This is a genomic window from Coriobacteriaceae bacterium (assembly GCA_025992855.1).
In the GTDB taxonomy this organism is placed as follows: domain Bacteria; phylum Actinomycetota; class Coriobacteriia; order Coriobacteriales; family Coriobacteriaceae; genus Collinsella.
Window position 1 is genome coordinate 1,560,598 of sequence record DAJPGB010000001.1, and the last position, 21,620, is coordinate 1,582,217.

A 21,620-nucleotide genomic window follows, 5' to 3' on the forward strand; every position below is an offset into this window, starting at 1 on the left:
GATCGCTCTGCCCGCATAAATTCAAACGTCTGTAACTGTACCCTATATCGGGGGTTTTATCACGCTTCGCCCCAGAATCTATGGGTGTTGCGCAGGAGCTGTGCAGTTTTGTCCTCGGCAGCCTCGATGTCCGCCTCGTCAGCCTGCCAGGTCCAGTTGCCCGTAGCGACACCCGGCACGTTCATGCGGGCATCGTCGCCCAGTCCCAGCACATCCTGCAGCGGCATCATTACCAGTGGAGCGTCGCTTGCGAGTGCGTCGCCCATCAGCTTGCCCGCAAACTCCTTGCCGCTCGGCTCGTCGCCGCCCGTAAAGGAGCGCGTGCACCAACCGGCAAGCGTCGACGTGTCGTGCGTAGAGGTGTACAGGATCTTTCCCGGCGTGGGATTAATTCCGTTTCGAACGTCGTAGTCGCTAAACTCCAGTACGTCCATGCCAGGGAAGCCGCAGGTCGAGGCCATCGCGCGAACGCCGGGCGTCAGGTAGCCCAGGTCCTCGGCGATAAAGTTGAGCGGCCCCAGCTCGTCGTAGGCGGTCTGGAACAGATCCTTGCCCGGACCCGCCAACCAGCGGCCGTCAGCGCAAGCCTTGCCCGCGGGAATACTAAAGTAGCTGTGGAAGCCCAGGAAGTGATCAAGGCGTACACGGTCGTACAGCGAGAACGCACGGCGTAGACGGTCCATCCACCAGCGGTAGCCGTTCTCCTTCATGTGATCCCAGCGGAAGGTGGGGTTGCCCCATACCTGGCCCTCGGGCGCAAAGTTGTCGGGCGGCGCGCCGGAAATCTCAATCGCCTTGCCGGTATCGGAAAGCCAGAAATTCTCGGGCTCGCTCCACGCGTCAGCCGAATCGTCCGAGACGTACATCGGAATGTCGCCGATAACCTCGATGCCCTTCTTGTGCGCGTAGTTCATGAGCTCGCACCAGGCCAGGTCAAAGCGATACTGCATGTATGCCTGCAGTTCCGCCTCGTCGTGGAAGCGCTTGTCGTCAATCAGATGCTCGTTGTAGCGCGCGACATCGGCCGGCCAATCGTGGCGCGACTCGCCCTCAAAGTGCTTTTTGACGGCCATGTAGACGCAGTACTTCTCGAGCCAGTCGGCATTGCGATGTTTAAACGCGGTGTAGAGCGGGTCAGCATCCTCGCCGCCGTGGGCCTTCCAGGTCTTAAAGTCTGCCGCCAGCTCCTCATGGCTCTCTGGCAGCAGGTTGATATTGCCGGCAAAGGCCGAAGGGCCAGCGTAAGGGGAGCGGAAGAAATCCGTCGGGTTGACGGGCAGGACCTGCCAGTAGCGCATGCCCATGGCGGCCAGGTGGTCGATAAAGCGACGCGTGGGCGCGCCGATCGTGCCGGGCTTGCCGTCGTCGGTCGGCACTGAGGTGATGTGACACACGACGCCCGCACCGTGATCGAGCGGCTCCTGCAGGCGCTGCTCGGCGTGGTGATAGATAATCGATGAGCCCAGCGGGTACAGGTCGAGCGTGACCGTGCCGTTGTGGATCACGCACTCGTGGCCGCTAATGACGTCGCTTGCGCATTCGCCGAGCGCCGGGATCGTCACGCGATGCGAATTGCGCAGGCTGCGGTTGATAATGACGGTCGCGGACTCGCCGTCCTTGCCCGTACGGTTGTAGGCAAGCACCTCGTCATTGAGCGCGAAGGCCTTGATTTCGCCGTCGACCATAAACGGCAGCGCACGGCGTACGGCCGAGGCGTTCTTAACGATAGCCAGCGTGTCAAAGTCGTGCAGCTGGTCCTTGGTCGGCATGGTGCGGCGGTTGCCCGGGTCGGTAAGACCCTCCAGGCCGTACTCGTCGCCATAGTAGATCGAAGGCACGCCGGGGAAGGTCATTTGCATGAGCGTCGCGAGCCAAAAACGGCTCTTGGCCAGGCCCATCGCGCCTTCGTCCAAACGCCATTTGCTGCGCTCGCACTCGGGCAGCTGCGACTCGTCGGGGCCGCCGCCAAGAACCGAAATAATGCGCGGACGGTCGTGGCTCGAGAGCAGATTGAGCGCGCAGGACAATGCCTCGCTCGGGTAGTTCTCGCGCAGGGTCTCAATATCCTCGGCCGCCTGGTAGGCGTTCTTGTAGCCCATCAAAAATCCGATGACCATGTCGCGGAAGGGGTAGTCCATGGCGGAATCAAGCTCGGAGCCCTGCAGGTAGCGGCGCAGATGACCGTAGCTAATCTTGTTGGAGGCGTCCTCCCAGACCTCGCCGAGCAGCAGCGCGTCGGGCTTTTCGGCGAGTACTGCCTTCTTGATCTCGGCCAGGAAGTCGTCAGAAAGCTCGTCAGCGACGTCCAGACGCCAGCCGTGAGCGCCGGCACGCAGCCATTTGCGAATCACGCCATCCTTGCCCAGGAGCCTCTCGCGCACCAGCTCGGAGTTCTCGTTGATGGCGGGCATATTGCCCACGCCCCACCAGCAGTCGTACGAGCCGTCCTCGTGGAAGGTAAACGCATCGCGCCACGGCGAATCCTCGCTCTGCCAGGCGCCCACACCGGGGTAGTTACCATAGCGGTTAAAGTAGATCGAGTCGTCGCCCGTGTGGTTGAAGACGCCGTCCAGAATAATGGAAATGCCCAGCTTCTCGGCTGCCTGGCACAGCTCGGTAAAGTCCTGCTCGGTGCCCAGGATCGGATCGATCTTGGTGTAGTCGGCCGTATCGTAGCGGTGGTTGCTCGCGGCCTCGAAGATGGGGTTGAGGTAGATGGCCGTAAAGCCCAACTCTGCAATGCGAGGAAGATCCTCTTGGATGCCCTTGAGCGAGCCGCCATAGAAGTCCCAGGTCTTAATGGAGCCGTCCTCGGCGCGCTCGTAGACGGGCGGCTCGTTCCAATCCTCGACCATGCGACGCTGAATGCCCTTACGCGGCTTTTCGAGCTCTGTCATTGTGCGCTCACGCCAATGCTCGTCACGTGCATAGCGGTCGGGGAAGATCTGGTAGACCATGCCGCGCTCGTACCAGGTGGGACGGTTCTCGCGGTGCTTGTAGACGGTAATCTGGAAGGACGGCACCTCGGCGTAGTCGTAGGTTACGCCCTCGCCGCCGGTGCGACCCTGCGGTGCGCCCAAGCGGACCTCGGGCTGGCCCTCGATATTACATATAAAGCTGTACCAGACAAGACAGGGCTCGGCGCATTCCAGTTCGACGGTAAAGATGCCATCGCCCTCGTGCGTCATGGGATACAGAGATTCCCCGATCTCGTCGACCCAGGTGCGCAGCTTAAGCGTTGCCTGGTTGGGATCGGCGTCCTCCAAAATCACGGAGAGCGTAACGGAAGTTCCAGTGGTCACAGCACCAAATGGAGTGCGAAACTGCGGCAGGCGGCTGTTGTGAATCAATCTCATAGTACGGTCCAGTTCTATACAGTCATGGCCAACGGGTCATGGGTTTAACGCACAGTTTTTAAGTATATCGTTGTACTTTAGTTGTCTAAACCACAGCCGTTCACTATCGGCGAACGGTTGTCCTAGAAAATCGTTTTACCAAATTTCTAGAAGAAGGGGGTGTCGCGGTTAACGACACCCCCTTGTCTATTGAGGATTGAGTTTTGGATCGTCCGAATTAGCGGCGCTTGCGGGTGGCCGTTGCTTTGCGGACGGAAGTCTTCTTAGACGGTGCCTTTTCCTCAGCCGGAGCGGCGGGGGAGACCGGGGTCTCCTTAGCAGGCTCGGGCTTTACCTCGGGCTTAGCCTCTACCTTGGGCTCTGCCTTGGTCGCGGTCTTCTTGGTCGTCGTCGTGGCGCGCTTGCGCGTGGTGGTCTTGGCGGCCGGCTTGGCATCGACGGTTGCCTCGGCCTTGGGCTCGGCGGGCGGCTCCTCAATCTTGGCAGCCGGCTTTGCGGCAGCCTTCGTTGCGGCGGTCTTGGTGGTCGTCGACTTGGTTGCCGTAGCCTTCTTGGCAGTCGTGGCCTTAGCCGCGGTCGTCTTCTTGGCAGCGGTCTTTGCCGGAGCCTTGGCAGCCGGCTTTGTCTCGGTGGCAGGAGCCTCAGCTGTGGCCTCGGCCTTTGCCTCAGGAGCTACCTCGGCCTCGGCAGCCTTCTTGGTAGCGGCAGTGGTGCGCTTGCGCGTCGTCGTTGCCTTGGCAGCGGTCGTCTTGGCTGCGGCAGTCTTGGTAGCAGCAGCCTTGGTCGTCGTAGCCTTCTTGGCCGTCGTAGTCTTCTTGGCCGTTGTCTTGCGCGTCGTGGTCTTTTTGGCGGCAGGCTTCGCAGCCGGCTTGGCCTCGGGTTCGGGAACAGCCTCTGCCTTGGGCTCAGCCTTCACCTCAGGCTCAGCCTCAACCTGCTTCTCCTCAACCTTGGGTTCCTCAACAGCAACGGGCGCCTCAACAACCGGCTCGGTCTTGGGCTCCTCAACAGCGGCAAGCTCCTCGACAGGCGCAGCCTCCTCAACTACAGCCGCCGGCCTCTCGATCTCCGGATGCATAAAGAAGTACAGGTCCAGATACTTGTCGGCAGAGCGCGTCCAGCTAAAGTCCTGGCTCATGGCCTGCGTGACCAGCTGGTTCCACGCCTCGCGGTTATCCCAGAACAGGCGTGCCGCGCGGAACACGGCGTCGCCCATCTCGTCGCCGTTAAAGTTGCTAAACGAGAAGCCCGTGCCCTCGCCGGTAAACTCGTTATACGGGATCACCGTGTCCTTCAGACCACCGGTCTCGCGCACGATGGGCAGCGTGCCGTAGCGCATGGCGATGATCTGCGACAGCCCGCAGGGCTCAAACTTCGAAGGCATCAGGAACATATCGGCAGCGGCATACATACGCTGCGACAGCGCAGGATCGAACTCGATGCGCGCAGCCATAGTGCCGGGGTACTTGTCTTGGAAGTAGCGCAGGCCGTCCTCGTAGTCGCGGTCGCCGGTGCCCAGCACCGCCACCTGCACGCCGCCGGCCAAAATGCGGTCGAGCGCGTACATGACCAAGTCCAAGCCCTTCTGGCGCGTCAGACGGGTGACCATCACCATAAGCGGGCGGTCGTCGCGAACCTCGAGCCCCAGCTCTTCCTGCAGCTTTGCCTTGCACACAGCCTTGCCGGAACGGTCATCAACCGTGTAGTTGGCGGCAATGCGCTTGTCGGTCGCCGGGTCAAAGCCCGCCACGTCAATGCCGTTCAAAATGCCCTGCAGCGCATAGGAGCGCTCGCGCAGCACACCGTCCAGGCCCTCGCCAAACTCGGGCGTCTGAATCTCGTTGGCATAGGTGGGGCTCACTGTGGTGATGGCATCGGCATAGCGCAGCGCGCCCAGCATGTAGTTGATACTGCAGGCGTCGCAACGCAGCTGCGAGGCGGCCGCGGGAATATGTGCCACACCCAGGATGTCCTCCATCACGGTGTCGCTAAACTGGCCCTGGAACGCCACGTTGTGAATCGAGAACACGGTCTTGACGCGGTCGTACAGCGGCAGGCCCTGGTAGAACTCGCGCAAGAACACGGGCGCCAGCGCCGTCTGCCAGTCATTGCAGTGCAGGATGTCGCACTCAAAGCCGGCCGGCAGGTGCTGCAGGCTCTCGGTGATGGCCTTGGAGAAGAATGCAAAACGCTCGCCGTCATCAAAGAAGCCGTACGGATAGTCGCGCGCAAAGTAGCGCTCGTTGTCGATGAACATATAGGTGACGCCGTCGTGCTCGAGCTTCTCGAGCCCACAGTACTCGTTGCGCCAGCCCAGGCTCACGTAAAAATCGGAGAAGTGCTCCATCTGCGCCTTGTACTCGTCCTTGATGGTGGCGTACTTGGGCACCATCACGATGACCTCGGCGCCGGCGCGCACGAGCGCCGCAGGCAGCGAGCCCGCCACGTCGCCCAGGCCACCGGTCTTTACAAACGGTGCGCACTCGGCCGAGGCAAACACGATCTGCATCTTTTTGCTGGAATCTGCCATATTGTCTCCCATGTTGCAATTCGAGAATAGCCGCCTGGCGCAAACCGGGCGGCTATTCTACATGTTACGAGCGATGTTGCGGTGCCTACGTTAATGCACGATGGTGGTATCGGGAGTTAACGGGGCCTTGCCCAGCACCAGGATGTTCTCGGGCGTACCGCGAAGCTCGGTGTTGGTGGGAACCACGTTGTTCTTGTCCAGGATGGCGTTTTCAACGCGGGCGCCGCTCTTGATAATGCAGCTCTGGTTGATGATCGAGTTGGTAACCGAAGCGCCTTCCTCGACCACAACGCCGCGCGACAGGATCGAGTTGCGCACGGTGCCCTTGATGATGCAGCCGGCCGAGATGATCGAGTTGCACGCGTGGCTACCGGTCGCATAGCGCGAAGGCGGCACGTCGTGAGCCTTGGTCAGGATCGGGCGCTCGGGGTCAAAGAGCTGGTCGGCTACGGTCTGGTCGAGCAGGTCCATGCTGCGGCGATAGAGCGACTTCTCGCTAAACACGCCCACGACCTCGCCCTTGTACTCGTAGCTGCACACATCGATGTTTCCAAAGTCGCCCTGAAGTGCCTCGAGCAGGTCCAGATAGTCGGCGGCCTGGTAGTGATCGATAATCTCGAGCAGCGTCTCGCGGTTGACGATGCAGCAGTCCATAGAGGCATTGTCGCCATACACGACGCCGGCGCTCACGCCCGTCAGGCGGCCGTTCTCGTTAATCTCGAGCTTGGTCTCGTCATCGACGTTGCGCGTGGCCTTGCAGTACACCACGGTCATCTGGGCGCCGGAGTTCTCGTGCGCGTCGATGATGGTGTTGAGGTCCATGTTAAAGATGATGTTGGTGCCCATCATCACAACGTAGGGCTTGTCCGAGCGCTGGAACAGCGTCTTGTTGGAGATGATGTCGCGCAGCAGGAAGCGCATGCCGCCCTTGGTGGTGCCATACGCGTTGCCGGGCACCATGAACAGGCCGCCCTTCTTGCGGTCCAGGCCCCAGTCCTTGCCCGAGCCCACGTGGTCGATCAGCGAGCGGTAGTTGCCCGGCATGACGACGCCGACGGTCTTAATGCCGGCATTCATCATGTTGGACAGCGGAAAGTCGATCAGGCGGTAGCGGCCCAAAAACGGGACGGACGCGATGGGGCGGTCCTTGAGCAGCACGCTGCCGTAGGTCGAAGAGTAGTTAGCGGTGATATAACCGATGGCCTTGCGATTGATCATCGGATCATTCCCCCTTCCCGATAACGACGTCATTTCCAACGACGGCCGTATCCTTGGTGGTATCGACAGAGCCGAGCTTCACGCCCTCTTCGACCGTGGAGTTCTCGCCCAAAATAGCGCGGCAGATGTGCGCGCCGCTCTTAACGTGCGCACCCGGCAGCAGCACGGAGTCCTCGACCACGGCGCGCTCCTCGATGATGACATCGGTCGAAAGGATCGAGTGGCGAGCAGTGCCGTAGATCTTGCAGCCGTTGGAGACCAGGCAGTCATCCAGGCGCCCGTCCGGGCCAATGTAGTGCGGCGGACGCGTAGTGATGTTGGACATGATGGGGAAGTTCTTATCAAACAGATCGAACTCGGGGTTGTTGCCCAGCAGGTCCATCGAGGTCTCATGGAAGCTGGCGATGGTGCCGACGTCCTTCCAAAAGCCGTGGAACTCGTAGCTGTACAGGCGCTTGCCCTCGCCGAGCAGCTTGGGGATGATGTCCTTGCCAAAGTCGTGGCTCGAGCGCTGGTCCAAGGCGTCCGCCTCGAGTGCCTCGATCAGCACGTCGGCCGAGAAGATGTAGATGCCCATGGACGCGAGGTTCGAATCGGGCTTCTCGGGCTTCTCGGTAAACTTGGTGATGCGGCCGTCCTCGGGGTCGGTGGTCAGGATGCCAAAGCGGCTGGCCTCCTCCCACGGCACGGGCATAACGCTCACCGTGAGGTCGGCGTTGTTCTCAATGTGCGTCTTGAGCATCTTGCGGTAGTCCATGCGATACAGGTGATCGCCCGAAAGGATCAGGACGTACTTGGGGTCGTTGGCCTTGATGTAGTCGAGGTTCTGCGTAATGGCGTCGGCCGTGCCCGCATACCAGGCGCCGCCGGTCTGCGTCTCGTACGGCGGCAGGATCGACACGCCGCCGTCACGGCTGTCCAGATCCCACGCCTCGCCGGAGCCCACGTAGGCATGCAGCAGGTAGGGACGGTACTGCGTCAGAACGCCCACCGTGTCGATGCCCGAGTTGGAGCAGTTGGACAGCGAAAAGTCGATAATGCGGAACTTGCCACCAAAGCTAACCGCCGGCTTAGCGATCTTTTGGGTGAGTGCCCCCAATCGGCTGCCCTGTCCTCCTGCGAGGAGCATCGCGATGCATTCTTTCTTACTCATCGATTTCTCCTTCTGTCATCGATGTTCTTAAACCCATTAGCGACGGGCGCGGCGCTCGGTCGCGCCCGTCGAGTAATGCCGTGCTGGCATAAGGGAGCTCGCGCGCCTTTACGCGTGCCAGATCTCGTCGCGGTACTCGCGAATGGTGCGGTCGCTCGAGAACCAGCCGGAGGAGGCGGTATTGAGCAGTGCCTTGCGGTTCCACGTTTCGTGGTCGCCATAGCTGCCGGTAAGCTTCTCCCACGCATCCACGTAGCTGCGGAAGTCTGCCATGACTAGATCGGGGTCGTTGTTGTTCATGAGCTCGTTGTAGATGCTCTCGAAGTTGCCCGAAAGACCCGCAAAGGTGTTGTCCTTGAGCTCATCCATCACGCGGCCCAGACGCTCGCGGTCGCCGTTGAGCGTATCCCACGCAAAGTAGCTGTTGGATGCCCAGAGCTTCTCGACCTCGGGAGCAGTCAGGCCAAAGATGGCCTCGTTCTCGCGGCCGGCCAGGTCGGCGATCTCGATGTTGGCGCCGTCGAGGGTGCCCAGCGTAATGGCGCCGTTCATCATGAGCTTCATGTTGGACGTACCCGAGGCCTCCTTGCCGGCGGTCGAAATCTGCTCAGAGATCTCGGCGGCAGGGTAGATGAGCTGGGCGTTGCTCACGCGGAAGTTGGGGATAAAGCAGACCTTCATGACCTCGTTCACACGCGGGTCGTTGTTGACGACCTCGGCAACGGAGTTGATGAGGCGGATGGTCTCCTTGGCGAAGGTGTAGCTCGAGGCAGCCTTGCCGCTAAAGATGAAGGTCGTCGGCGTCACGTGGAAGTTGGGGTCGGCGATGCGACGGTTGTAGATGTCCATCACCTTCATGATGTTCATGAGCTGGCGCTTGTAGGCGTGGAAGCGCTTCACCTGAACATCAAAGACGGTGTTGGGGTCGATAACCAGACCGGTCTCGGCCTTAACGTAGGCGGCCAGACGCTCCTTGTTGGCACGCTTAGAGGCACCCACGGCCTTCAGGAACTCGGTGTCGTCCTTAAACTCTTTGAGCTTCTCCAGCTCAAAGGCGTCCTTGAGCCAGCCGTCGCCAATGGCCTCGGTCACGAGCTTGGCGTAGGTGGGGTTGGCCTCGGCAAAGAAGCGACGGTGCGAGATGCCGTTGGTCTTGTTGTTGAACTTCTCGGGCGTGAGGGCATAGAAGTCCTTGAGCACGATGTTCTTGATGATATCGGAGTGAATCTTTGCCACGCCGTTGACGCTGTGGCTGCAGATCACGGACAGGTTGGCCATGCGGATCTCGCCGTCCCACAGAATGGCGGTCTGGCGCAGACGCTCCTGCCAGCCCTCCTGCGTGGTGTCGAACGACTCGTGCCAACGACGGCTGATCTCGTCGATAATCTGGTACACGCGGGGGAGGAGCTTGGAGAACGTGCCGATGGGCCACTTCTCCAGAGCCTCGGGCAGGATGGTGTGGTTGGTGTAGCTCACGACCTGCGTCACGATGTTCCAGGCGTCGTCCCACTCGAGCTTCTTCTCGTCGATGAGGATACGCATGAGCTCGGGGCCGCACATGGCGGGGTGCGTGTCGTTGGTGTGGATGGCCACAAACTGCGGCAGCAGCTCCCAGTTCTCGCCGTGCTCCTTTTCAAAGGTGTCGAGCAGGCTGTAGATGCCGGCCGAAACAAACAGGTACTCCTGCTTCAGGCGCAGCAGACGGCCGTGCTCGCCGGCGTCGTTGGGGTAGAGGATGGCGCTGATGGCCTCGGCCTCGGCGCGCTCGGCATCGGCCTGGGCGTAGTCGCCGCGGTTGAAGGCCTCCAGGTCAAAGTGCTCCTCGACCGGCTCGGCGGCCCAGACGCGCAGCTTGTTGACGGTCTCGCCGGCATAGCCCACAACGGGGATGTCATAAGGGACGGCCAGGATGTCCTGCGTGTCCACCGTGCGGTAGAACGTGCGGCCGTCCTCCTCAAAGCCCTCAACGCGGCCACCAAACTTAATGGTCACGGCCTTGTCCTGACGACGGACCTCCCAGGGATAGCCGTGGGTGAGCCACTCGTCGGTGGCCTCCACCTGGCTTCCGTTGACGATCTCCTGCTTAAACAGGCCGTAGCGGTAGCGCATGCCGTTGCCGTAGCCGGCGATGCCCTCGGCTGCCATGGAATCCAGGAAGCACGCGGCCAGACGGCCCAGGCCACCGTTGCCCAGAGCCGGATCGGGCTCCTGGTTCTCGATGACGGAAAGGTCGAAGCCCATGTCGTCGAGCGCCTCGGCGACCATGTCGCGCACGCCAAAGTTGAGCAGGTAGTTGTCGAGCAGGCGGCCGATCAAAAACTCGATCGAAAAGTAGTACACGCGCTTCTTGCCCTCTGCGGTGACGCGGGCGTCGCTGGAGGTGGCAACGGTGCGGGCCTTCTCGGCCACGAGCTTGGCCAGGGCGTTAAAGCGATCGAGGTCGCTGGCGGCCTCGACGCTCTTGCCGCTGATGCTCATGACGGCATCGCGATAGAGCTCGGTAAACTCCTGCTTGTTGTCGAAGATCTTATTCATACGTTCCTTTCCCCCGGGGATATCTCCCGGAACGGTTATGACTTACATCCTACGCCCCGGCGGGGCGGGTAATTACAGCTGTAACGGCTTTGTTACGCATCCTTGGCAGCCGGCTTAACAGAAGCAGACTTGGCCTTGATAGCGGCCTTTTTGGCAGCCGACTTCTTGGCCGCGGTAGCCTTAGCAGCAGGCTTTGCGGCGGACTTGGTTTTAGTCGCGGTCTTGGCCTTCGCCTTGGCCGGGGCCTTCTTAGCGGCCGCAGGCTTGGGCATCACCGAGGACGTGCGCTTACGCGTCGCCTTCTTGGGCTCCTCAACCACCGGCGGCTTGTAGCTGCTGGGACCGCGGCGCTTAAGCACCACGCCTGCAAGGCCGGGCACCTTGATCTCGATGGAGTCCATCTGCCCGTTCCAGGGATAGGGCTCGCTTGAGCAGGTGTAGGGCTCTTTGCCGGCATAGCCGCTGCCGCCAAACTCGGGACGGTCGGAATCGAAGATGACCTCCCAGTCACCCTCGCGCGGCACGCCCACACGGAAGCTCTCGTAGCTCGCCGGATCAAAGTTGATCAGGATCACCAGGTCGTCTTCGATGTCCTCGCCCTGGCGCACAAAGCTCACGATGGACTGCTTGGAGTTGTCCGCATCGATCCAGGTAAAGCCATCGTCGGTGTAGCCGCGCTCGTACAGGGCGGGCTCGGCGGTGTATAGGTGATTGAGCGCCTTGATAAACGCCTGATGATGCTTGTGAGTCTCGTACTCCTCGGTCAGGAACCACTGGATGGACTCGTAGTAGCGCCACTCAATAAACTGGCCGATCTCGTTGCCCATAAAGTTGAGCTTGGCACCGGGGTGCGTCATCTGATAGAAGGCAAGCGTGCGCAGACCGGCAAACTGGCGCCACCAGTCGCCCGGCATGCGGCCGATGAGCGAGCACTTGCCGTGTACGACCTCGTCGTGGCTCAGCGGACAGATAAAGTTCTCGGTAAAGGCGTACATGATGGAGAACGTGAGTAGCCCGTGGTTGCCGGGGCGCCACGGAAAATCGGTCTGCATGTAGTGCAGGGTGTCGTTCATCCAGCCCATGTCCCACTTGTAGTGGAAGCCCAGGCCTCCGTCCTGCGGCGGGTAGGTCACGAGCGGCCACGCGGTGGACTCCTCGGCCATCATCATCACGTCGGGATAGTGCGCCTCTACAGCGCAGTTGACCTGACGGATAAACGCGCTGGCGTCCAGGTCCTCCTCGGTACCGTACTTGTTGAACTTCTTTTGGCCCGGATCGTCGATGCCAAAGTTGAGGTACAGCATGCTGGACACGCCGTCCATGCGGATGCCGTCCACGTGGAAGTTCTCGAGCCAGTACAGCACGTTGGAGACCAGGAAGGAGCGGACCTCGCCGCGGGCGAAGTCGAACTTGTGCGTGCCCCAGTTGGGGTGAATCTCGTGCTCAAACAGCATGTGGCCGTTAAAGGTGGCAAGGCCGTGGGAGTCGGCGCAAAAACCGCCGGGTACCCAGTCCATGATCACGCCGATGCCCGCCTCGTGGCATGCATCGATAAAGTGCATGAGCTGCTGCGGGTTGCCATAGCGCGACGTGGCGGCATAGTAGCCGGTCGTCTGGTAGCCCCAGGAGCCATCGAAGGGATGCTCCATGAGCGGCATGACCTCAATGTGCGTATAGCCCATGTCGCGTACGTAGTCCACGAGCTCCACCGACAGGTCGTCGTAGGTGTAGAACTCACCGCGCTGCGCGGGGAAGGGATCCATGGGGCCGGGGTAGTTGCCGTACTCGTCCGGCTCGCCCTGCGGCGCGTCGCCGTGGCGCTTCCACGAACCAATATGCACCTCGTAGATGTTAAGGGGCTGCGACATATGATTGTGGCCGGCGCGGCGCTTGAGCCACGCGGCGTCGTTCCACTTATAGCCGTCCAGGCTCCACAGCACGCTTGCCGTACCCGGAGGGCACTCGGCCTTAAAAGCGTACGGATCGGCCTTGTAGAGCTTTTCGCCCTCGTTGGTCTCGATAAGATACTTATAGAGCTGGCCCTGCTCAGCGCCAGGAATAAAGCCTTCCCAGATAGCGCTCGTATGCACGGGCACCAGCGGGTTGGCTTCCTCATCCCAGTCGTTAAATTCGCCAATAACGTGGACGCTCTTTACATCGGGCGCCCAAACGCAAAAACGCCAGCCGCGCGTGCGGTTCTGCGTATCGGGGTGCGCGCCCATCTTTTCCCAGCTGCGCTCCCACATGCCAATGCCAAATAGGTAGACATCGTCCTTGGTGAGCTCCGGTGCATGCGGGGCGGCTTTACGGGTAGCGGGCTTTTTGGTTGCTGGCTTTAGCTTTGTATCGCTCACGTTTGATCCCATCATGACGCGGCAGCGTGTTGCCTTGGTGACTAGATGCGAAAGGTCCAAGGCTGCACGAATCGAAGGGACGGCGATAGTTCTATGATTCGTTCCACCTCGCGTGCTCGGTGGAACTTTCGGCAGAAACTACCATAACACCTGTACATTACTTTTATGGAGGAAAGTGGTTTTGCGGCAGCTTTTAATCGGTGAGCGCCATGTTTAGACCACTGACAGAATTGCGATGGTAAAACTCTTGACAGTTTTACCAATTAGGGTTTTTAGATTGTTAGTTTGACGTTTAGTAAAACGTTTTTAGCAGGATGTTTACCATTTGACATCGAAAGGTTCGTTTATGTCCCAGACCGCCGCCCCCAACGTTGCTTTTATTTTCGATTGCGACGGCACGTTGGTGAACAGCACCCCCGTTTGGGCCTATGCCCAGCCAGAGTTATTGCACCGCCACGGGGTAGATGTGAAGCCCGAGGACTTTGCCGATTTTGGCCCCTTGTCGCTGGAAGACGAGTGCCAGGCATACCACGATCTGTGGGGTGTTAAGGAAGAAGGCCCCGAGCTGTATGAAGAGCTGTGTGGCATTTTGCTTGAGGGCTATTCCAAGGTGTCGCCGATTGCGGGTCTGCTGCCGTTTTTGAAGCAGGCCCAGGATGCCGGTGTTGCCATGTGTGTGGCCACGTCCACCACGGCCGAGCTGGTGCAGGCAGCGCTGGATGGCTCCGGAGTAGCGCCGTACATGGACTTTATTACCACCACGGGCGAGGCAGGCCGCTCCAAGCATTTTCCGGATGTGTATGAGCTAGCACTGCGTCGTCTGGAGGAGCGCCACGGGCATGCGTTTGACACCGCTTGGGTTTTTGAGGACGCTGCCTTTGGCCTTATGAGCTCCGGGACCGCCGGCTTTAAGCGTGTGGGAATTTACGGCCCGCTGGGGCACACAGATCGAGATGACGTTCGCGACAACTGTGAGATCTTCATCGACAACTACGAAGAGCTGGACCTTGCTCGCGTGCTTACGTTTGAGGGCTAGGCGAGAACTGTGGCTTGTAAAGTATTAGTTGTCTGCGGCTCGCCCGTGGTGACAAGCGCGGAGTTGTTGCGCCAGCTGGCAGGGGAGTGCGATCACATCGTCGCCGTGGACTGCGGACTCGATGCGCTTTTGGGCGCCGGCTTGAGCTGCGACGTCTACGTCGGTGACGCCGACACGGTGAGCGATGGGGGCCGAGCCCTAGTCGATGCCGCCAAAGACTTCGAAGTCGAACGCCACAACCCCTACAAGGACTACACTGACCTAGCCCTAGCCCTAGAAACCATCCGTCGCCGCTGGCCGTCCGCCGAGGTGGTCGCAACCTGCTCCACGGGCGGCCGCCCCGACATGGCCCTCTCCGTCCTAGGTCTACTAGCCAACTACAAAGACGCCTCCGTCTGGATCTGCGAAGACGAGACCACGGCCCGAATCCTCCACGCAGGCGAGTCCTGGACCATCAAGGGCGCCGAAGGCAAAACCTTCTCCATCATCGCAATCGCCCCAAACACCGAAGTGAGCGAACAAGGCCTAGAATGGGAACTAGACCACAGCCCGTTAGGTCTATTGGCCGACACCGGCATCAGCAACATAATAAGAACGACCGCCAGGATTCAAGTGCACTCCGGCACCGCCATCGCTTACCTCTACAAGTAAAGGCCGTCCCAGGAAAACCCGTATGTGAGATGAACAAGCCCAAAAAACTTCTTGCACAACAAGAAACATTCCCCTATAGTATCTCCTCGTCACGGGGGCGTAGCTCAGTTGGGAGAGCGCTTGACTGGCAGTCAAGAGGTCAGGGGTTCGATCCCCCTCGTCTCCACCATCGTGAATGCTAGGCCACTCAATCGAGTGGCCTTTTTATTTGCAATATCTTTTGATCCCCATTTAGGGAATGACCCCAAATGGGGATGTTCCAAAACCGCCAGATTGAAACCTGTCCCTTAATACGAGGTTGTCCGCCAGCCTCTTCATCTACTCCAAAAAGTTCATAACCAGAGAGACCATAGATTCCTTTTCTTCAGGTCTCGACTCAGCAATCATGAGCGCGACAGCAACAAGCGTGCTGTCTGCGATTCGTTTGTCTAGGCCTCGAAAAAGCAGTCTGTAGCGATCTAGATAGTAGAGAAAGAGACTGCATCCGATGCGCTTGTTTCCGTCGAGAAATGAATGGTTTTTGATGATGAAGTACAACAGATTTGCTGCCTTTTCCTGTACGGATGGGTAGAGGTCTTGGCCTCCAAACGACTGATTGATTACCGAGATGCTGCTGCGGAAGGACTCGTCTTTTTCTAGGCCAAACAGGTCGCTCGCAAAACGTCCGCGCATTTGGGAGATTAAATTCATGCACAGCTCGTATTCAAGTGTATATATCCCCGTTTGCCCTTTGGGTCGATCGATAGATTCACGGTCGTATTCATCGAGCAGTTTAAAGACATCTATATAGCTCTCAACGATATCGAGTATCTCACGAGAGCCGAGGTCCTCGGGCAGACGTTCGATAATCTGAGCGACTGTCCCTAGTTGCTCGAGTCTACGTTCGTTTTCAACGTGTCCTTCAATAATTAACTTGTGGAGCACATTGGTTGCCCAGCGACGGAATTCAACACCGCGTTGAGATTTAACGCGGTATCCAATGGACAATATCATGTCTAAGCTGTAATGATCAGTTTGATATCTTTTGCCGTCAGCAGCAGTTGTCGCAAATTTTGCGACAACTGAATCATCGTCGCTTAATTCCTCCTTTAAAGCGTTGTTGATATGCTTGCCGATTGTTTTGACATCCCTATCAAACAGCGCTGCCATCTCATTTCGGGTCAGCCATACAGTTTCGCTTCCTTTGTCAATTACAACAGGAATCGTGACCTCTCGGTCGTTGGATTCAAAGAGAACAATCTGATTGCCATTCATCTTCGCGCTCCACATCAATCCATTGGGCACATGCATGTCCAATTCGATACTCGATTGTCTGCCGAACTTTATGGGTGTCGGCCAGCAGGGGCGCATACCTGCCTAAGGGCTCTGAGTGACGGTTGCTGTGAATAAAGCATCCATCTCGCCGATACGTACCATTGGGGGCCTCCGTACCGGCTCACGTTGCCCATATACCTTTGATTCTATTCTATCAGATATAGAACGCATGTTCTATATGTATTATCTTCCATTTCGGTGAACCTCGCACTGGGAGACGGGATTGTCAACCTCGCCCGATAAACCTTACGCCTAAATCTATCTGCATCCCAAAAGATGTCCAACAAACCGCCTTAAAATGCGTTGACTCTGTAGCCAGGCGCGCCTATTGTGCGATGAGCATCTTCGCAGTGCGACGCCCACGCCAACACCCGCAAAAAGTTGCACAATTTATTTCCCATGTCTGTTCATAGTTTGTTAGTCAAACGTGAATATCAGTGCAGATCGCTGCTTCATTTGGGCTTCAGGAACGCCCCTAATCACTGCCAGCGCCCCAATAACCTGCGCCAACGTGAACAACATCCCAAAACAACCCCCTTGAGCACGCTAAATGAACGAAATGTTGTTAGCCGCTACTCAAATTAGTTTCACTAACAGCTTGTGCTATGATACCTAACGTTACATGAGTTCAACTGCGCTCGCGGTTCCAGCAAACCTCAAAGCGCAGGGTCAATCAGCATCCGGCCGTAACGGCGGTGCCAGAAACACCACGAGCTCCAATAAAGAAGTCATGCGACTTTAATTATTTGCATTGAATTAATCAAAAGATGCAAATGAATAAGTGTTGTATGTCAACACGTTGCAGTTCTTCAGCTGTTTGCGTGCGGTCCAGTTTTGTACCCGCTTGACTGGCTCGCACGCAGTCAGCTGAGGCTGTAGGCTCATTTGCGATACATGCCTACAGCCTCAGTGCTGCACTCGTACATACCGTTCACGGTGGGGCAGAGCCACGTGCTTGTCTAACTGGGCTCAGGGTTTGAATATGGAGCGCCTTCGCGCACAAGCGCCCTGGCGTAGCCATACCCAAACCCCGTGAGCCATACGTAAGACAGCAAGGGGGTGGTGCTCGTGTGGTATGTGATCCAAGTCACTAACGGTCGCGAAGACGTTATGCGCGAGCGCATCGAGCGCATGGTGCCGTCTGGCGTCATGCAGGAGCTCTTTTATCCCCAATATCAAACCGAGATCAAGCTACACCGCGAATGGGTCAGCACGACCAAGCCGCTCTTTCCCGCTTATCTCATTTGCGATACGGCGGATCCGCGCACCGTGCAACAGTATTTGCTGCGCATGGACGACTTTGCCCGGGTGCTTTCCCAGGACGGTCGGTTTGTGCCGCTGGCAAAAGAAGAGACCCAGCTCATTGGCAGCTTTACCAACAGGGGAGATCGTGTAGTGCCCATGAGCGAGGCCCTAAAAGACGGCGACCAGGTCGTAGTTACGGCTGGTCCGCTGCTGGGACACGAAGGCCTTATCAAAACCATTAACAGACGCAAGAGCACTGCCTATTTGGAGCTCGATCTGTGCGGCCGACGCGTAACCACCCGCGTGGGTCTCGCAGTGCTTTCAAGCGAGCAGCGCGCAATGCGAAACCTTAAAAAGGCAATCGCCTAACTGCGGGCGGCTGCTCAAAGGGGCAAAGGGGATCCCCGGGCGGGGATAACGGGATTAATAGGGAGAGAGAAGAGCGGATCTTGAACACCGAATCTAAGAGCGCAAAGCAAAAGGGGAAGCTGAGCGCCTTCGAGCCGTATGCGTTGATGGCATATGACATTGCGGCAACTTTTATTGCAGTGTTTGTCGCATCGTGGGGAACGCAGCATTGGGCGACGCTCAGCGGAGCAGCCGGCGCATGCCCGGCTATTCTTGTGCTTGCGCTTGTTAACGTTGTCGTCTTTTGGTTCTTCCACATGTATAGCAGCTTATGGCGCTATGCGAGCATTTCTGAGGCTGGACGTATTGTTGCTGCTGTAACGGTAGGCTCAGTCATTGGCGACGTTATCTTTAACGTGTTATTCGGCAAGGGCATGTCGCTCCGCGAGGATGTTATGGCATGGGCCGTTGTGCTCATCATTTGCGGTGGCGGACGCTTTGCCATTCGCGCCATTTATGGTAGCCAGCTCTGGCGATTTAAAAGCAATTCCGATGGGCATCTCCCGCGCACGCTCATCGTAGGAGCAGGGGAGACCGGCTCTCTCTCCATCAAACGTATGCTCAACGGAGACCCTGATATGATCGGTGATCCGGTTGCCGTTGTTGACGATGACCCCAATAAACAAAACCAGCGTATTCATGACGTTAAGGTCTGCGGTACTTGCGCCGATATCCCTACTATTGCGCACGATTGTGAAGCGGAGCGGATTGTCGTGGCAATTCCGAGCGCCACGCATGAAGAGCGTCAGCGTATCTATGACCTATGCATGAAGACAGGCCTTAGGGTCCTCACGCTCCCCAATGTCCGCGATATTCCGCAGGATGGTATAGGCAGGGTTGCCCTTCGTGAGGTCGAAATCAGTGACTTGCTTTCTCGCGAGGAGAAGTCGCTTGACCTTAACCAGATGGGCTATGTTACCGGTAAGCGCATTTTGGTCACGGGCGGCGGCGGATCTATTGGCTCAGAGCTTGTACGTCAGTTGCTTCCGGCAAAACCTGCGCAAATCGTGTTGTTCGACATTTACGAGAACACTACCTACGAGCTATATCACGACATCATCAAGACCGCTCATGATCAAGGCACTGATATTCAAGTCTATATCGGCTCCATTACGCATCTCCCAGCGATTACCAAGGTCTTTGAGAAGTACCATCCTCAAGTTGTTTTCCACGCTGCAGCCCACAAGCACGTTCCTCTTATGGAACACAACGCTCGCGAGGCAATCGAGAATAACGTTTTTGGCACGCTCAACGTCGTGCGTCTTGCCGACAAGTATCAGTGCAGCCATTATGTGCAGATTTCTACCGATAAGGCGGTTAATCCCACTAACGTAATGGGTGCCACCAAGCGTATGGACGAGATGATCGTTCAGTATTACGCGGCAAACAGTAAGACCATCTTTACGGCTGTTCGCTTTGGCAATGTTCTGGGTAGTCATGGATCGGTTATTCCGTTGTTTAAGCGCCAGCTTCGTGAGGGTGGCCCTATCACCATTACGCACAAGGACATCACGCGTTACTTCATGACCATCCCCGAGGCTAGTAAGTTGGTCATTACTGCTGGCGCACTTGCTCATGGCGGCGAGATCTTTGTTCTGGACATGGGTGAGCCGGTCAAGATCTATGACCTTGCCATCAACCTTATTACGCTGAGCGGTCTTAAGCCTGGCAAAGATATCCAGATCAAAGAAGTCGGCCTGCGTCCTGGCGAAAAGATGTACGAGGAGCTCCTTATGGACAATGAGCAGCTCCTGCCTACCAAGCATTCCGAGATTCGCATCTCCACAGCCGAGGCCGACAAGATGGAAGAGATTAAAGACAAGCTTGAGAAGCTTCATGACTGCCTCGACAAGGATAACGACACGGTTAAGTCCGTGCTCGCTGAGGTTGTACCTACATATCATCCGCAGTTTAACGATTAGGGATAAGGAGTCACGATGGACATTAAGCCCTTTGAGAACAACGTTTGGCTAAGCTCGCCTACCATGCACGGCGATGAGCTCAAATACATTACCGAGGCATATGAGACCAACTGGATGTCGACGGTAGGCGATAATATCAACGAAATCGAACGCCAAATGGCCGAAAAGATTGGTTGCGGCTATGCCGTTGCCCTTTCTTGCGGTACTTCTGCCTTGCATCTTGCCATGAAGCTCGCTGGAATTAAGCCCGGTGATGAGGTCCTTTGCAGCGATATGACGTTCGACGCAACGGTGAACCCAGTTGTTTACGAGGGCGGTGTCCCTGTATTTATCGATACTGAGCGAGACACTTGGAATATGGATCCCGTCGCTCTTGAAAAGGCTTTCGAACTGCATCCGACTGCAAAGGTCGTTGTGGCGGCGCATCTTTACGGAACGCCTGGCAAAGTCGAAGAGCTTCGTTCAATTTGCGATGCGCACGGGGCTGTCCTTGTTGAGGATGCTGCTGAGTCACTTGGCGCCACGTATAAGGGTCGTCAGACTGGTACGTTTGGTGACATCAGCGCCATTAGCTTTAACGGCAATAAGATCATTACCGGTTCCGCTGGTGGCATGCTTTTAACTGATAGCAAAGAGGCAGCCGATAAAACGCGCAAATGGTCGACCCAGTCGCGTGAAGCCGCTCCCTGGTACCAGCATGAGGAGCTTGGTTATAACTATCGCATGAGCAATGTAATTGCCGGTGTTGTGCGTGGCCAGATTCCGTATCTGGAGGAGCATATTGCCCAAAAGAAGGCTATTTACATGCGTTACAAAGAGGGCTTTAAGGGTCTGCCGGTGAGCATGAACCCCTATGACCCTAACGTTTGTGAGCCGAACTTCTGGCTTTCTTGCCTACTAATAGACCCTGACGCAATGTGCAAACAGGTTCGAGGCGAGAGTGAGGCACTTTACGTAAGCGAGCCTGGCAAGAGCTGTCCTACCGAGATTCTTGAGGCTATTGCTGCCTTTAACGCCGAGGGTCGTCCAATCTGGAAGCCTATGCACATGCAGCCTATTTATCGCATGAATGCTTTCGTAACGCGCGAGGGCAATGGTCGAGCTAAGACCAACGCGTATATTTCCGGCGGTGCAACGGGTACAGATGGCTTGCCTTTGGATGTGGGCGCCGATATCTTCCATCGTGGTCTCTGTCTGCCCTCCGACAACAAGATGACGCCCGAACAACAGGACGTGATCATCGAAGTGATTAGGCGTTGTTTTGAGTAGGTCGGGTAACGAAACTTTCTACCAACGTTATGGTAAACGGGTCATTGACCTGTGCCTGTCTCTTGTCCTGCTTATTCTCTTCTGGTGGGTACTGGCAATCGTGGCAATTCTGGTGCGTGTGAAATTGGGCGGCCCTGTGCTGTTCAAACAGCCTCGCCCGGGCAAGGATGAAAAGATATTCAAGCTGTATAAGTTTCGTACTATGACAGACGAGCGCGACGAAAAGGGGAATCTTTTGCCCGACGAGGTGCGCTTGACAAGGTTTGGCAAGGCTTTGCGTGCGACGAGCTTGGATGAGCTGCCAGAGGTGCTCAACATCGTGCGAGGCGAGATGGCTATTATCGGGCCGCGTCCGCAGCTGGTGCGCGATATGGTGTTCATGACGCCCGAACAGCGCAAGCGCCATTTTGTGCGGCCGGGTCTTTCTGGGTTGGCCCAGGTGAACGGGCGTAACGCCATTGCCTGGGATGACAAGCTTGCCTACGACCTGGACTATATCGAGCACATTACATTCGCGGGTGATGCCGCCATTTTCTTTAAGACCCTCGCCAAAGCCTTCTTGAAACATGAAGGCATTACCGAGGACGGCATGGCCACCTCCGCCGACTACGGCGACTATTTGCTTGCCG

At 57.6% G+C, this 21,620-nt stretch carries 12 protein-coding genes, 1 tRNA gene and 1 pseudogene; 7 read left to right on the forward strand and 7 right to left on the reverse strand.

The window, feature by feature from the left end; genetic code table 11:
• Nucleotides 1-59: 59 nt before the first annotated feature.
• From OIL88_06590 to glgB, 6 genes are all read right to left on the reverse strand, one after another.
• Nucleotides 60-3,356: a 4-alpha-glucanotransferase gene (locus OIL88_06590; protein ID HJI72031.1), complete on the reverse strand. Its 3,297-nt coding sequence runs from the start codon at nucleotides 3,354-3,356 to the stop codon at nucleotides 60-62.
• 217 nt (nucleotides 3,357-3,573) lie between these two features.
• Nucleotides 3,574-5,886 carry a glycogen synthase GlgA gene (glgA, locus tag OIL88_06595; GenBank protein HJI72032.1) on the reverse strand — a complete coding sequence of 771 codons (2,313 nt, stop codon included), beginning with the start codon at nucleotides 5,884-5,886 and terminating at the stop codon, nucleotides 3,574-3,576.
• A 90-nt stretch (nucleotides 5,887-5,976) separates the two neighbouring features.
• Nucleotides 5,977-7,104, reverse strand: coding sequence for a glucose-1-phosphate adenylyltransferase subunit GlgD (gene glgD / locus OIL88_06600; protein HJI72033.1), 1,128 nt, complete (start codon nucleotides 7,102-7,104; stop codon nucleotides 5,977-5,979).
• A gap of 4 nt (nucleotides 7,105-7,108) precedes the next feature.
• Nucleotides 7,109-8,257, reverse strand: coding sequence for a glucose-1-phosphate adenylyltransferase (locus OIL88_06605; GenBank protein ID HJI72034.1), 1,149 nt, complete (start codon nucleotides 8,255-8,257; stop codon nucleotides 7,109-7,111).
• Nucleotides 8,258-8,365: 108 nt separating this feature from the next.
• Nucleotides 8,366-10,792: a glycogen/starch/alpha-glucan phosphorylase gene (locus OIL88_06610; protein HJI72035.1), complete on the reverse strand. Its 2,427-nt coding sequence runs from the start codon at nucleotides 10,790-10,792 to the stop codon at nucleotides 8,366-8,368.
• A gap of 92 nt (nucleotides 10,793-10,884) precedes the next feature.
• Entirely contained in the window at nucleotides 10,885-13,161 is a 2,277-nt protein-coding gene (gene glgB / locus OIL88_06615; protein HJI72036.1) for a 1,4-alpha-glucan branching protein GlgB, read from the reverse strand.
• Nucleotides 13,162-13,492: 331 nt separating this feature from the next.
• Between glgB and OIL88_06620 the strand changes: the two genes are divergently transcribed.
• From OIL88_06620 to OIL88_06630, 3 genes are all read left to right on the forward strand, one after another.
• Nucleotides 13,493-14,182 (forward strand): HAD family phosphatase, encoded by a 690-nt coding sequence (locus tag OIL88_06620; protein ID HJI72037.1) that lies wholly within the window; start codon nucleotides 13,493-13,495, stop codon nucleotides 14,180-14,182.
• Nucleotides 14,183-14,191: 9 nt separating this feature from the next.
• Nucleotides 14,192-14,833 carry a thiamine diphosphokinase gene (locus OIL88_06625; GenBank protein HJI72038.1) on the forward strand — a complete coding sequence of 214 codons (642 nt, stop codon included), beginning with the start codon at nucleotides 14,192-14,194 and terminating at the stop codon, nucleotides 14,831-14,833.
• 93 nt (nucleotides 14,834-14,926) lie between these two features.
• Nucleotides 14,927-15,002: transfer RNA gene (locus tag OIL88_06630), tRNA-Ala, on the forward strand.
• Between the two features lie 149 nt (nucleotides 15,003-15,151).
• Here the strand turns inward: OIL88_06630 and OIL88_06635 are convergent.
• Nucleotides 15,152-16,087 (reverse strand): virulence RhuM family protein, encoded by a 936-nt coding sequence (locus tag OIL88_06635; protein ID HJI72039.1) that lies wholly within the window; start codon nucleotides 16,085-16,087, stop codon nucleotides 15,152-15,154.
• Between the two features lie 1,128 nt (nucleotides 16,088-17,215).
• Between OIL88_06635 and loaP the strand changes: the two genes are divergently transcribed.
• The 4 genes and pseudogenes from loaP to OIL88_06655 all read left to right on the forward strand — a co-directional run bounded on the left by loaP (nucleotide 17,216) and on the right by OIL88_06655 (nucleotide 21,592).
• Entirely contained in the window at nucleotides 17,216-17,761 is a 546-nt protein-coding gene (gene loaP / locus OIL88_06640; GenBank protein ID HJI72040.1) for an antiterminator LoaP, read from the forward strand.
• Between the two features lie 80 nt (nucleotides 17,762-17,841).
• Entirely contained in the window at nucleotides 17,842-19,722 is a 1,881-nt protein-coding gene (locus OIL88_06645) for a polysaccharide biosynthesis protein (GenBank protein HJI72041.1), read from the forward strand.
• A gap of 63 nt (nucleotides 19,723-19,785) precedes the next feature.
• Complete coding sequence (locus OIL88_06650; protein ID HJI72042.1) at nucleotides 19,786-20,991, forward strand: aminotransferase class V-fold PLP-dependent enzyme; 1,206 nt, start codon at nucleotides 19,786-19,788, stop codon at nucleotides 20,989-20,991.
• Nucleotides 20,984-21,592: pseudogene (locus OIL88_06655) on the forward strand (sugar transferase). Before OIL88_06650 ends, OIL88_06655 begins: the two are co-directional and overlap by 8 nt.
• Nucleotides 21,593-21,620: the final 28 nt, after the last annotated feature.

Excerpts from the sequence above, each read along its gene's own strand:
- OIL88_06590 (HJI72031.1), bottom strand. The coding sequence starts at position 3,356 with ATGAGATTGATTCACAACAGCCGCCTGCCGCAGTTTCGCACTCCATTT.
- glgA (HJI72032.1), bottom strand. The coding sequence starts at position 5,886 with ATGGCAGATTCCAGCAAAAAGATGCAGATCGTGTTTGCCTCGGCCGAG.
- glgD (HJI72033.1), bottom strand. The coding sequence starts at position 7,104 with ATGATCAATCGCAAGGCCATCGGTTATATCACCGCTAACTACTCTTCG.
- OIL88_06605 (HJI72034.1), bottom strand. The coding sequence starts at position 8,257 with ATGAGTAAGAAAGAATGCATCGCGATGCTCCTCGCAGGAGGACAGGGC.
- OIL88_06610 (HJI72035.1), bottom strand. The coding sequence starts at position 10,792 with ATGAATAAGATCTTCGACAACAAGCAGGAGTTTACCGAGCTCTATCGC.
- glgB (HJI72036.1), bottom strand. The coding sequence starts at position 13,161 with ATGATGGGATCAAACGTGAGCGATACAAAGCTAAAGCCAGCAACCAAA.
- OIL88_06620 (HJI72037.1), top strand. The coding sequence starts at position 13,493 with ATGTCCCAGACCGCCGCCCCCAACGTTGCTTTTATTTTCGATTGCGAC.
- OIL88_06635 (HJI72039.1), bottom strand. The coding sequence starts at position 16,087 with ATGAATGGCAATCAGATTGTTCTCTTTGAATCCAACGACCGAGAGGTC.
- OIL88_06650 (HJI72042.1), top strand. The coding sequence starts at position 19,786 with ATGCACGGCGATGAGCTCAAATACATTACCGAGGCATATGAGACCAAC.